An 11,785-nucleotide genomic window follows, 5' to 3' on the forward strand; every position below is an offset into this window, starting at 1 on the left:
CGTGGTGCTGCACGGTCATGCTTGAGTTCCGCCTGGATACCCCGGTTTCGGGGCGCGGAACTGTCCTGAAAACATCCTAGCCGCTGCTAGGGGGTGACGACGGTGCCCAGGTCTTCCCCCAGGATGGCCCGGGTGACGTTGCCTTCGCCTTCCATGCCGAATACCACCATGGTGAGATTGTTGTCCTTGCACATGGTCATGGCGGTCTGGTCCATCACGCGGATGTCGCGGCGGAGGGCCTCGTCGTAACTGAGGTGGTGCAGCTTCTCGGCGGTGGGATCCAGCTTCGGGTCGGCGGTGTAGACGCCGTCGACCCCGCTCTTGGCCATCAAGACAACGTCCGCGTGGACCTCCATGGCCCGCTGCGCGGCCACGGTGTCCGTGGAGAAGTACGGCAGCCCGGCGCCGGCGCCGAAGATGACGACGCGGCCCTTTTCCATGTGGCGGATGGCGCGGCGCGGAATGTACGCCTCGGCGACCTGGCCCATGGTGATGGCACTCTGGACGCGGGTTTCGACGCCGGCCTGTTCCAGGAAGTCCTGGAGGGCCAGGCAGTTCATGACCGTGCCGAGCATGCCCATGTAGTCGGCGCGGGAACGGTCCATGCCGCTCTGCGACAGTTCGGCGCCGCGGAAGAAGTTTCCGCCGCCGACGACGATCGCAACTTCGACGTCGGGGACTGCTGCGGCGATCTGCTTGGCCACGCCGCGGACGGTATCCGGGTCGACGCCCAGCTTCCCGCCGCCGAAGACTTCGCCCGAGAGCTTCAACAGAACTCGGCGCCGGCTCTTCTTTGGCTGGGCTGAAGTGGTGACGGTTTCCATGGTGCCTTCCCGTTGGTGAACTCTGAGCTAGGTTATCGTGCCGGGGACCAAAGGCGTCATTCCGCCCGGACCCGGGTCTGCCCCGGGACGGGTGTCCCGGGGCAGACCCTGTGTGCATGCAAAAGGGGCGGCCACCGCAGTGACCACCCCCTCAGCGTGTCCGACTACTGTCAGACCGGTGCCTGACTAGGAACCGACGCGGAAACGCGCGAATGCGGTGCCCTTGACGCCGGCCTCGGAGAGGACCTGCGCGACAGACTTCTTGGCATCCTTGGCGAATGCCTGGTCGAGGAGAACCTCGCCCTTGTAGAAGCCCGTGACACGGCCTTCCACAATCTTGGTCATTGCTGCTTCGGGCTTGCCTTCAGCCTTGGCAGTTTCCTCGGCGATGCGACGCTCGGACTCGACGAGGTCGGCCGGAACATCCTCGCGGGAGAGGTAGTTCGGGGACATCGCGGCGATGTGGACGGCGACGTCGTGGGCTGCGGTGGCAGCTGCTTCGCCTTCGCCGTCAACAGCGAACAGGACGCCGACCTGGGCCGGGAGATCCTTGGAGGTCTTGTGCAGGTAAGCGTCGACCGTGGCGGCTTCGAGGCGGGCGATGCGGCGGACAACAACCTTCTCGCCGAGCACTGCGCCCTCTTCGACGACGACCTCGGACAGCGGCTTGCCGTCGACCTCGGTGGCGAGCAGGGTTTCGAGATCGGCAGCGCCGGACTCGACTGCAACGGCCAGGACCTTGTCGGCGAGCTGGATGAACTTGTCAGCCTTCGCAACGAAGTCGGTCTCGCAGTTGACTTCAATCATCACGCCAACGCCGCCGGCGACCTTGGCAGCAACCAGGCCTTCCGCGGTGGAGCGGCCCTCGCGCTTGGTGGCGCCCTTGAGGCCCTTGATGCGGATGATTTCGATGGCCTTCTCGGCGTCACCGTTGGCTTCGTCAAGAGCCTTCTTGACATCCATCATGCCGGCGCCCGTGCGCTCGCGCAGAGCCTTGATATCAGCGGCAGTGTAGTTCGCCATGTGAACCCCTCTGTCTAGAAAATTTTATGTGGTGTACGGACTGACAGGACGGCAGCTCACCCGGTGAGCGGCCATCCTGTCAGTTTCCCTACGCTGCGTTGAGCAGGTGGGGAGATCCGGATCTATTTGTCAGCTGAGAAAAGCAGACTTTGGTCTGGCTACTTTGCTTCGCCGGCGGCGTCGTCAGCAGCCGGGGTAGCCTCGGCAGCTGCCGGGGCTTCCTCTGCAGCGGCGGGCGCTTCTTCGGCAGCCGGAGCAGCTTCAGCGGCCGGAGCGGCTTCTGCGGCCGGGGCGGCAGCAGCTTCTTCGGTCTTGCTGCCTTCGAGGAGCTCGCGCTCCCACTCGGCAAGCGGCTCTTCCGGGGCTTCCGTGGTGCCCGTGGCGCGCTGGTTGCGGGCGATGAGGCCCTCAGCAACGGCGTCAGCAACAACGCGGGTCAGCAGGTTGACGGAGCGGATGGCGTCGTCGTTGCCCGGGATCGGGAAGTCGACTTCGTCCGGATCGCAGTTGGTGTCCAGGATGGCCACAACCGGGATGTTCAGCTTCTTGGCTTCGTCAACAGCAAGGTGTTCCTTCTTGGTGTCAACGATCCACAGCGCAGAGGGCGCCTTGGTCAGGTTGCGGATACCACCGAGGTTGGTTTCCAGCTTGGTGAGTTCGCGGCGAAGGAGCAGCAGTTCCTTCTTCGTGTACGCGGATCCGGCGACGTCGTCGAAGTCAATCTCTTCGAGTTCCTTCATGCGCTGGATGCGCTTGGAGACCGTCTGGAAGTTGGTCAGCATACCGCCGAGCCAACGCTGGTTGACGTACGGCTGGCCAACGCGGGTGGCCTGCTCGGCGATGGATTCCTGCGCCTGCTTCTTGGTGCCGACGAAGAGCACGGTGCCGCCGTGTGCAACGGTGGCCTTCACGAACTCGTAGGCGCGGTCGATGTAGGACAGCGACTGCTGAAGGTCAATGATGTAGATGCCGTTGCGCTCCGTGAAGATGAATCGCTTCATCTTCGGGTTCCAACGGCGGGTCTGGTGTCCAAAGTGGACGCCGCTGTCAAGCAGCTGGCGCATAGTTACGACGGGCATGCCGGCGCTCCTTCCGGCAGGTCATTCATGAGACAGCCCATGGGCTGTCTTACCCTGCCAATAGTTGACGGTTAATTAGCAACGCCCAGGCGGGCGGTGCTCCTGGCATCCACTGCGCTTCTTCTCCGGACCATGGGCCCGGACCGAAAGAGGCGCAGTCCTCCGCACCCTGAAGAGTTCAAGCTTCGAATGAGGAGGGCTGGATACGCGTAGTCAGCCGCTGCTCCCCCGCACCCCTGAATGAGGCGTGCCGGCTTAGACAAGTACTTTGATCAAGCGTGAGGGCACAGCAAACTGCTCCATCAAGTGTACTACAGGGCCGGTGCCGGATTGGACGGTTTCCGGGGGCTGCCGGTGGGGTCCACCGCGGCTTTCCGGGCGTCCGTGCGGGCGTTCCTGGTGCCGGTTTGGTGCCGGATTGGTGCCGTAGTGCGGAGGCTGGCAAAGGCGGGGCCCTCGACCTCTATCCACATAGACCGGATGGATGCTTACGCACGATCCGGCGGGAGCGGCAGGCTGGGTCCATGAAGACTCCGGCTTCCGCCTCCGCCCTTGTTGCCGCATTGGTCCTGGCGTTCGCACCCGCGGGGGCGCCCGCCGGCCTCACCCTGACGACCGGCGCGGCCACCGGTCCCGAGACGGGGGCAGCGTTCGGCATGGCGAATGGCACAGCCCCTGGACCCGGAGGGGCGGCCGGCTCATGGATCTGGCCGCTGGATCCCAGGCCGGCCGTGGTGCGCGCCTTTGATCCGCCGGCCAAGCCGTGGCTAAGCGGCCACCGCGGCGTCGACCTCCGGGCGGGGTACAACGGCGCCCCGGTCGCCTCGCCCGCCGCAGGCACCGTGAGCTTTGTCGGCGTGGTGGCGGACCGTCCGGTCATCACTGTTGACCACGGCAACGGACTGCGGAGCAGCTTCGAGGCGGTGCGCAGCGACCTCGCCGCGGGAGCGGCCGTCGCGGCCGGGGATGTCCTGGGGTGGATCCAGCCCGGCCACTGCGGACCGGTCCCCTGCGTCCACTGGGGCGTTCGCCGCGGAAAGGCCTACCTCAATCCACTGGCCTTCGTGACGGACCTGCGGCCCTCCGTCCTGCTTCCGCCCCGGGATCCCGCACCCGGGTAGGGCGCGGAGGGCAAACCAGGATGAAGGGCCGCGGGCAGTGCTGCCGGCCGCCCGGCGCCGGGCGTCTTGGGGCCGCCATGCGCCGTGGGGCCACTTCCTAGACGATCGCGGAGATTCCCGTGATGGACCGGCCGGTGACGAGGGTGTTGATCTCGTGGGTGCCCTCGTAGGAGTAAATGGCTTCGGCATCCGAGAAAATCTTAGCCATCTCGTAGTCCGTCACAATCCCGTTGCCGCCGAGGATGCTGCGGCCCAGGGCGACGCTCTCGCGCATACGGGCCGTGGTGAAGGCCTTGGCCAGGGCGGACTGCTCGTCCTTGGCCTGGCCCAAATCCTCCAGCTGCGAGAGCCGGACCATCATGCCCATCGAGCTGACCGCGTTGCCAAGGATCTGTACGAGCTGGTGCTGCACCAGCTGGAAGGAGGCGATCGGACGTCCGAACTGGTGGCGTTCCACGGCATAGCGGCGGGCGACGTCGAAGGCGGCAAGCTGCTGGCCGACGGCCTGCCAGGCGACGGACAGTCGGGTGACCTTGAGGACCTTGTTCGTGTCGCGGAAGCTGTTGGCGTGTGCGAGCTTGAAGAAATCCGGGACCACGACGTTCTCGAGGGTGATGTCGGCGTTCTGCACCGTGCGCAGCGAGATCTTGTTCTCGATCCTGGTGGCGCTGTAGCCCTCAGTCTTGGTGTCCACAAGGAAGCCCTTGACCTGGTTGTCAGCGAGGTCGCGGGCGAAGATGACAACCCAGTCGGAGAAGGTGGCATTGCCGATCCAGCGCTTGGCGCCGTTGAGGATCCAGCTGCCCCCCTCACGGCGTGCCGTCGTGCGGGTGCCGCCGGCGACGTCGGACCCGCCCAGGGGTTCGGTGAGGCCGAAGGCGCCGATCTTCTTGAGCGAGTAGATGTCCGGAAGCCACGCTTCCTGCTGTTCCTCGGAGGCGAGTGCTTCGATGGAGCCCGTGAAGAGTCCGTCATGGACGCCCAGGAAGGTGGCGATGGAGGTGTCGGCGCGGGTTGCCTCGGCATGCATGATTCCCGCGAAGAGGTTGGAGTAGCCCTGCCTCTTGACCGGACTGACCAGGTCGATCTCGGCGAGCTTCGGGATCAGGTCCATCGGGAACTCGGCGCGGTTCCAGCAGTCGACAGCAATCGGCTTGACCTCACGGGCCAGGAACTCGCGGACCTCCGCAAGCCGGTCCTGCTCCTTGGCGCTGAGCAGTTGCTCGAAGGCAAAGAAGTCGCCATCGGCGTACGGGAGGTTGTTGATGTCGATGTCAGCTTTGGACATGGTGTTCCTTCACGTGTGATCAGCAGTGGCCACAATGACGCGGGCGTCGCGCGGCGGGATGTTACTCATCAGTAACTTATCGCAGTTCGCGCGAACACCGCAAGTGATGAATCGAACGCTGGAGGGCCGCTCCGGAACCGGGCACGGGCTGGGCCGGGGCAACAGGCGCAGGATGAACAGGATCAGGTGCGATAACGCAAAGGAGCCGCGGCCGGCGTCGAAACGTCGGCCGCGGCTCCCTCGGCTGCGGGTCCCGGACAGGATCCCGCAGAACAGTAGGGCTACTCGGACTTGAACCGAGGACCTTAGGATTATGAGTCCCGCGCTCTAACCAGCTGAGCTATAGCCCCGTGGGCCCGGAAACCGCTCAGGCCCTCAATGGGCCGGATGGTTTCCGGGCGAAAATCACTCTAACAATAGTAGTGGCCCTATTCAGACAACGAGGTCGTCGTAGCTCGCGCCGCGGTAGAGATCCTCGAAGGCCTGCAGGGTGCGTTCGATGCTGTGGTTCTCCACGATCCCCCGGCTCGCCTTGCCCATGGCCTCCAGCTCGTCCGCGGGGAGCGACAGCACGCGGACCATCTTGGCTGCAAGGTCGTCGCTGTCATTGGGCGTGAACAAGTAGCCGTTCTCCCCGTCGCGCACCAGGTGCGGCAGGGCCATGGCGTCCGCGAGAAGCACCGGTGTGGAGGCCGACATCGCTTCGAGCGTCACGAGGGACTGAAGTTCGGCCGTGCCGGGCATGCAGAACAGGTCCGCCGCGATGTAGGCCTTGCGGAGGTCGGCGTCGCTGGCCAGTCCCAGGAACTTGACCCGGTCCTGCAAACCGAGCCGGGCCACCTGCGCCTCGAGGGCAGGGCGCACTTCTCCGCCGCCAACGACCTCCAGATGGATGTCCAGCTCCTTGGGCGTCTTGGCGACAGCGTCGATCAGGACGTCGATGTGTTTTTCCTCGGCCAGCCGGCCGACGAACAGAACGGTGGGGCTTGAGTGGCGCTCCAGCTCTTCGCCGGGCTTAAGTTCGTAGGCCGCGGAGTCGATGCCGTTGGAAAGCGGCAGGACCTTGCGGAGGAAGGCATGCTGGTGCATTGCCGTCGCCGCCAGCGGCGTGGGGGTGGTGATGACGTCGGCCTGGCCCATGACCTTGCCCATGTCCTTCCAGGAGATGCGACCCACGATGTCCTTGAACCACTGCGGGAAGGGCAGGAACGGGTTCAGGTTCTCAGGCATGAAGTGGTTGGTCGCCACAATCCGGATGCCACGCTTGACGGCCTCGTAGAGGACGTGCTCCCCGATCATGTAGTGGCTCTGGATGTGCACGACGTCGGGCTTGACGCGGTCGAAGAGGAGGCTGATTTCCTTCTTGATCTCCCAGGGGAAGGTGATCCGGAAGTATTCGTGGGTGGGAACTGAGTGCGAGCGGATCCGGTGGACAGTGCCCTCGTCGCTGAATTCGGTGTAGCTCTTGCCCTTGTCCGGGCGGCAGGCGAGAACGTGAACATCGTGTCCGCGCGCCTTCATGCCCTTGGCCAGGCGGTAGCTGAACATGGCAGCGCCGTTGACGTGGGGCGGATAAGTGTCCGCGGCAATCAGAATGGTCATCGGATGCTGGTTGTCGGGCATGGTCACGTGGAGAGCTCCTGGTGGTCACGGTGCGGGCAGCTGGGACGGTGATGGCCGTCGGTGCAGGCGTGCCGGGCCTACTGCTGAGGTCTGGATTGCCCTAGGACACCCGGCCTGCGGCCTTCCGAGCGTCTTTCCTGCGCTTGGTGACTTCGGGATGGTGCCTGGACAAAGCGATCACTCCCACGATAGCAAGCGATCCGGCCGCCCCCATCGCAATCGCCGTCACGGCGTGGACATCGGGGCGCAGCTCACCGAGGATGGTGATGCCGATCGCGATGCCGACCATCGGGTCGATCACCGTCAGTCCGGCGATCACAAGGTCCGGCGGGCCCCCGGAGTAGGCGTTCTGCACGAACCACGAGCCGAGACCGCCCGCGGCGATGATGGCGACCACCGAATACCACGGCACATTCAGCACTCCCAGTCCGTTCGGATCCAGCAGATGCTTGCCAATGATCCGGGTCAGGACGGCGACAAAGCCGAACAGGATGCCCGCGCCGAGGATGTAGATGAAGGCGCTCATCCGGTGCTTGAACATCAGGGCGAGTGTTCCGAAAAGCCCGACCGCCAAGGCCAGCAGCAGCACGATGGTCAGCTCATCGGCGGAGCTGACCTTGTGGGTCTCCTGGGTCACGGTGACCGCCAGCACTACAAACAGCGCCGAACCTGTGACGCAGGCGGAAATCGCCACGACCGTGGCCCGGTTCATGGTCAGCCCCTGGTCCTTGGTGTTGACGATGGTGGTGATGACGAGGGCGATCGCCCCGATCGGCTGGACTACAGTGAGTGGCGCCATGACGAGGGCGACGGCGTTCATCGCCATGCCCGCACACAGCAGCAGGAGGCCGAAGACCCAGCGGGGGCTGCGGATCAGGCGGAGCATCCCGTGGCTGCTGAGCGCGAGTCCCCCGGTGTCGGCCTTGACCGCGCTGCCCTGGCGCTGGGCGCCGAAAGCGAGGCAGAACGCGCCCAGCACAGCAAGCATGACGGCGAACCACACCATCAGCGCGTGCCGCCTTCGGCGTCGAGCTTGGCGGCCTTGAGCATCTTGCCTTTGCGGATGATGGCCCAGAAGTAGTTGTAGCCGGCGATCCAGTGTCCCACCAGCCCGAGACCGAGGAAGATCCAGGCGGCCACTAAGTAGACCTCGGCGCCGGGCACCGGAAGCTTCGAGAGCACGAGCAGCGGGGTGCCGACCAAGAGGAGTGCGGTCCGGATCTTGCCGACCGTGCTTACCGGCAGGTCGGGGTGGCCGTGGAAGTAGTAGAGCGACAGGGCGAGGAGGATGGCATCCGGGACGAGCAGTGCCACGAGGTACCACCACTCCACGACGCCGGCGATCACGAGCGTCACGGCAACCGCGATCAGCGCGAGCCGGTCCGCGATGGGATCCATGACCCGCCCAAGGTTGGACATCTGGTCGAACCGGCGGGCGAAGTAGCCGTCCACCCAGTCGGTGCTGCCCATAATGGCCAGCACGAGGGCGGCGTAACCGTATTCCTGCTGCCCGAGGACGAGCCAGATGAAGAGCGGGACGCCGAGGAACCGCACCACTGTCACCACGTTGGGGATGGTGAAGACCCTGTCGTGGTGGATCTGGGCCCGACCGGGCCGGGAACCAGCGCCAATGAACTTCATCCAGTCCCCCTTTCCGTGGCCAGCAACGTTCGGGCGTCGCAGTTCAGCGGGCTGCCTAGCCCTGGAGCAGTTTGCGCAGCAGGAACACGAGGGCTGCAGCTGAGGCGGTCAGGGCGACGAGCGGTTTCCACCGCTGGCCCAGTTGGCCCGCCGCGCCTGCGCCGGCGCTGTCCGCAGCGGTGCCCGAGGCCTTCGCGGGCCGTTTCGATGTGCGTTCTGCGGCGGCGGACCGGAAAGCGGCGACCTTTCCGCTGAGCTGTTCTTTGCCGTCCTGCAGCTTGACCTGGGCCGCGGCCAGCAGGGCCTGCGCCTGGGACTTGACGTCGAGTTCCTCGTTGAGTTCATCGCGAACGCCGGTGAGGTGGGTACGGCGCTGGTCCAGCCGGCGTCGAAGTTCCGCTTCGCTGGGCGGCGGACCGAAGTCCGGCTCGGCGGCCATCTTGGCTTCCTTTTCGGCTTTGGCCTTGGCGGCGGCCGCCGCTTTGGCGGCCTTGGCGGCCTTGTACTGCTCCGAGTCAGGGTCCAGCACGGCAGGATCGAAAGCCGAGCCCTCCTTGGCGATGCCGAGGTCGTACTTGAGGCCGCGGATGGTGTCTTCCGGAACCAGCGGCATGGCCTTCTTGAACTTGCCGACGCCCACCAGCCCGACGATCGCAGCGATCAGCAGGAACACTCCACAGACCAGCAGGGCCGCGAGCCAGGCGGGCATGATCGTGGCGAGGCCCATGATCGCTGCGACGATGAGGCCGATGACCAGGAAGGATACGAAGACAAGTGCGACGGCGAGAAAGGCTGCGGCGACGCCGACCTGGATGCCCTTGCGCTTGATCTCGACTTTGGCGAGGGCAATCTCGTCGTTGAGCTGCCGCGGGGCCAGTTTGGAGATCAGTTTCAAGGTTCTGGGCAGCGCGGAAATGCGCAGCCCTCCGCCTGTGCCGCCGCTGTGACGTCCGCTCATCGGTCCCGCCTAACTGGTTACGTCTGTGATTCCGCGTACGCGGGATTGCCGGTCTGCGCAGCTTCACGCACACCCCGGTGTCAAAACTACCATTCAGGCTCCGTGCCGGGGCGCGGGGGCGGGCTGTGGCGCGCCCCCTGCCGCACACCCGGAAGGCTTGTCGTGAGCCCTAGGATTGGGCACTGTGACTACACCCACCAATCCCGGCGATTCCCTGACCCGCCGCCGCAGGCTCCTCTACATTCTGATGTTGGGCGCGCTGACCGCCCTGGGACCGTTCACCGTGGACCTGTATCTTCCAGCCTTCCCGGCGCTGGAAGAAAGCCTGGGCGTCTCGGAGGCAGCCGTTCAGCTGACGCTGACCGGCACCACGATCGGCTTTGCCTTGGGCCAGTTGGTGGTGGGCCCGCTCAGTGACAAGTTCGGCCGCCGGCTGCCGCTGATCCTGGCAACGGCGGTGCACATCATGGCCTCCCTGGGCGCGGCCCTGTCGACCGACATCTCGACGCTGGGCTTCTTCCGGGTGCTGATGGGAGTCGGTGCGGCGGGAGGCGGTGTGGTGGCCATGGCGATGGTGCGGGACCTGTTCAGCGGCTTCGCCATGGTGCGGATGTTCTCCCGGATGGCCCTGGTGAACGGCCTGGCGCCGATCCTCGCCCCCGTCATCGGTTCACAGCTGCTGCTGTTCATGCCGTGGCCGGGGATCTTCTTCTTCCTGGCCGGCTACGGGATGTGTGTCCTCATCGCCGCGGTGTTTGTGGTGCGCGAGACGCTCCCCCGCGAACTTCGTGGAAGAACTGGCATGACCGCCCGCCAGCGCTACGGTGTCCTGTTCGCGGACCGGATCTTCGTTGGCCTGCTGCTGGTGGGCGGGATGAACTTCGGCGGGCTGTTCACCTACCTTTCCGCGTCGCCGTTCCTGTTCCAGGATGTCTACGGCTTCAGCCCGCAGCAGTACGGCCTCCTCTTCGGCGTGAATTCCCTGGGCATTGTCGCGGGGGTGCAGACCAGCTCACGGCTCATCCGGAAGGTCCCGCCGCAGTGGATCCTGGCCTGCTCCACGGCGTGGATGTTCCTCATGGCCGTGCTGATCGTGATTTTCGACCAGCTGGGCTTCGGGCTGTGGGGCGTGATGGTCCCGCTGTGGTTCTACATCCTCGGCGCGGGCTTCACGTTCCCGTGCGTCCAGGTGCTGGCCCTGGCCAAGCACGGCGCGCAGGCCGGCACCGCCGCCTCCCTGCTCGGTGCCGCCACGTTCCTGATGGCCGGGCTCATCTCCCCGGTCGTGGGCTGGTTGGGAGTCACTTCCGCCACCCCGATGGGAGCAGTCCAGGCCGCGTGTATTTTCCTGGCTGCCGCCGCCCTTTGGCTGGTCGTCAGGCCCCGCACGGTCCCGGCAATCCAGTAGCCCGCTTCCCCCCGAGGGCATGCCCAGTCTTCGCGGCCAGATGTGGGCATAAGGGCGCTATGTCCGCGCGCCAGCCCGGGCGCGGGGCATGTCCCCTGGCAGGCCGGGACAGCGCACGGCCCACCCGGAGGACATGTCCGGTCTTCGGGGCCACGAATGGGCATATTGACACTATGTCCACGCGCCAACCCGAACGCGGGGCATGTCCCCCTCACCCGGGGAACGGGCGCGCAGCTGGCCACCGGCCCTGTTCCCGTCCGACGCCGGGCGATAAAGTTAGAGATGTGCCCCACTGGCAGGACCACCCACCCAGACCGGCCACGTGGCAGCGGTACGACACCGGAATCCTGCCACTGTGGTGGGACCGCCTGTGCAGCCAGACTAGCCAGCAGTCGGCGGCGCTGTTCGCGGCCGGGCTGTTTACCGAGGACCGCCGGCGCCCGATCGCGCAGTGGTACAACCCGGCCTTCGACTCGGCGCTCCTGGTCGCCCCCGAGACCTCACCCGAGTGGCCCGTGCAGCGCTTCGGGATCTTCTACGCCCCGCCCGGCGGCGGCTTCACCCAGGTCCACTCCGCCCCGCACGAGTGGCACCCCCGCGAACCCCGTAAGTCCCCCACCGAGAGTGAGGCCTTCCAGGCGGCGGTGGCGGAGGCCGAGCGGTTCCTGCAGGTGGAGATGTACTTCGTCTGAGCAGGAAAAAGACGCCGTAAGAGGGCACAAAAAAGGTCCCGCAGCCGGTTTAGCACCGGCCGCGGGACCTGTCCGCTCCTCCTGCTGGACTTGAACCAGCAACCCTTCGATTAACAGTCGAATGCTCT

Annotated in this window: 11 protein-coding genes and 1 tRNA gene; 3 read left to right on the plus strand and 9 right to left on the minus strand. The window is 65.7% G+C overall.

The features are described from left to right. Positions 1 to 86 precede the first annotated feature (86 nt). The 3 genes from pyrH to rpsB all read right to left on the minus strand — a co-directional run bounded on the left by pyrH (position 87) and on the right by rpsB (position 2,926). On the minus strand, positions 87 to 824 hold the full coding sequence (gene pyrH / locus QCD75_RS12645; RefSeq protein ID WP_069951116.1) for a UMP kinase: 738 nt from the start codon (positions 822 to 824) through the stop codon (positions 87 to 89). Positions 825 to 1,010: 186 nt separating this feature from the next. Then, positions 1,011 to 1,847 (minus strand): translation elongation factor Ts, encoded by an 837-nt coding sequence (gene tsf, locus QCD75_RS12650; protein WP_226761266.1) that lies wholly within the window; start codon positions 1,845 to 1,847, stop codon positions 1,011 to 1,013. Positions 1,848 to 2,005: 158 nt separating this feature from the next. Continuing rightward, on the minus strand, positions 2,006 to 2,926 hold the full coding sequence (rpsB, locus tag QCD75_RS12655) for a 30S ribosomal protein S2 (protein ID WP_301229084.1): 921 nt from the start codon (positions 2,924 to 2,926) through the stop codon (positions 2,006 to 2,008). A 524-nt stretch (positions 2,927 to 3,450) separates the two neighbouring features. On the opposite strand from rpsB, the gene QCD75_RS12660 reads away from it, so the two are divergent. Continuing rightward, on the plus strand, positions 3,451 to 4,047 hold the full coding sequence (locus tag QCD75_RS12660) for a peptidoglycan DD-metalloendopeptidase family protein (RefSeq protein ID WP_441005482.1): 597 nt from the start codon (positions 3,451 to 3,453) through the stop codon (positions 4,045 to 4,047). A 97-nt stretch (positions 4,048 to 4,144) separates the two neighbouring features. On the opposite strand, the gene QCD75_RS12665 is transcribed toward QCD75_RS12660, so the two are convergent. The 6 genes from QCD75_RS12665 to QCD75_RS12690 all read right to left on the minus strand — a co-directional run bounded on the left by QCD75_RS12665 (position 4,145) and on the right by QCD75_RS12690 (position 9,557). Next, positions 4,145 to 5,335, minus strand: a complete 1,191-nt coding sequence (locus QCD75_RS12665) for an acyl-CoA dehydrogenase family protein (RefSeq protein WP_301229086.1) — start codon at positions 5,333 to 5,335, stop codon at positions 4,145 to 4,147. A 276-nt stretch (positions 5,336 to 5,611) separates the two neighbouring features. Then, positions 5,612 to 5,685, minus strand: a tRNA-Ile gene (locus QCD75_RS12670). Positions 5,686 to 5,767: 82 nt separating this feature from the next. Further along, on the minus strand, positions 5,768 to 6,964 hold the full coding sequence (locus tag QCD75_RS12675) for a glycosyltransferase (protein WP_301229088.1): 1,197 nt from the start codon (positions 6,962 to 6,964) through the stop codon (positions 5,768 to 5,770). Between the two features lie 94 nt (positions 6,965 to 7,058). Then, complete coding sequence (locus tag QCD75_RS12680) at positions 7,059 to 7,964, minus strand: DMT family transporter (RefSeq protein WP_301229090.1); 906 nt, start codon at positions 7,962 to 7,964, stop codon at positions 7,059 to 7,061. After that, positions 7,964 to 8,599: a CDP-alcohol phosphatidyltransferase family protein gene (locus QCD75_RS12685; protein WP_301229092.1), complete on the minus strand. Its 636-nt coding sequence runs from the start codon at positions 8,597 to 8,599 to the stop codon at positions 7,964 to 7,966. The genes QCD75_RS12680 and QCD75_RS12685 overlap by 1 nt, the downstream gene beginning before the upstream one ends. Positions 8,600 to 8,654: 55 nt before the next feature. Next, positions 8,655 to 9,557 (minus strand): phage holin family protein, encoded by a 903-nt coding sequence (locus QCD75_RS12690; protein ID WP_301229094.1) that lies wholly within the window; start codon positions 9,555 to 9,557, stop codon positions 8,655 to 8,657. A gap of 184 nt (positions 9,558 to 9,741) precedes the next feature. On the opposite strand from QCD75_RS12690, the gene QCD75_RS12695 reads away from it, so the two are divergent. Together QCD75_RS12695 and QCD75_RS12700 are read left to right on the plus strand one after the other, a co-directional pair. Next, positions 9,742 to 10,965 (plus strand): multidrug effflux MFS transporter, encoded by a 1,224-nt coding sequence (locus QCD75_RS12695; RefSeq protein ID WP_301229096.1) that lies wholly within the window; start codon positions 9,742 to 9,744, stop codon positions 10,963 to 10,965. 284 nt (positions 10,966 to 11,249) lie between these two features. Continuing rightward, entirely contained in the window at positions 11,250 to 11,657 is a 408-nt protein-coding gene (locus QCD75_RS12700; RefSeq protein ID WP_301229097.1) for a hypothetical protein, read from the plus strand. Positions 11,658 to 11,785: the final 128 nt, after the last annotated feature.

Origin of the sequence: Arthrobacter sp. PsM3 (genome assembly GCF_030433895.1) — a bacterium.
GTDB lineage: Bacteria > Actinomycetota > Actinomycetes > Actinomycetales > Micrococcaceae > Arthrobacter.

Bases quoted from the DNA above. Each gene is read 5' to 3' on its own strand.
- tsf (WP_226761266.1), bottom strand. From the start codon at position 1,847: ATGGCGAACTACACTGCCGCTGATATCAAGGCTCTGCGCGAGCGCACG.
- QCD75_RS12680 (WP_301229090.1), bottom strand. From the start codon at position 7,964: ATGGTGTGGTTCGCCGTCATGCTTGCTGTGCTGGGCGCGTTCTGCCTC.
- QCD75_RS12685 (WP_301229092.1), bottom strand. From the start codon at position 8,599: ATGAAGTTCATTGGCGCTGGTTCCCGGCCCGGTCGGGCCCAGATCCAC.
- QCD75_RS12665 (WP_301229086.1), bottom strand. From the start codon at position 5,335: ATGTCCAAAGCTGACATCGACATCAACAACCTCCCGTACGCCGATGGC.
- rpsB (WP_301229084.1), bottom strand. From the start codon at position 2,926: ATGCCCGTCGTAACTATGCGCCAGCTGCTTGACAGCGGCGTCCACTTT.
- QCD75_RS12660 (WP_441005482.1), top strand. From the start codon at position 3,451: ATGAAGACTCCGGCTTCCGCCTCCGCCCTTGTTGCCGCATTGGTCCTG.
- pyrH (WP_069951116.1), bottom strand. From the start codon at position 824: ATGGAAACCGTCACCACTTCAGCCCAGCCAAAGAAGAGCCGGCGCCGA.
- QCD75_RS12690 (WP_301229094.1), bottom strand. From the start codon at position 9,557: ATGAGCGGACGTCACAGCGGCGGCACAGGCGGAGGGCTGCGCATTTCC.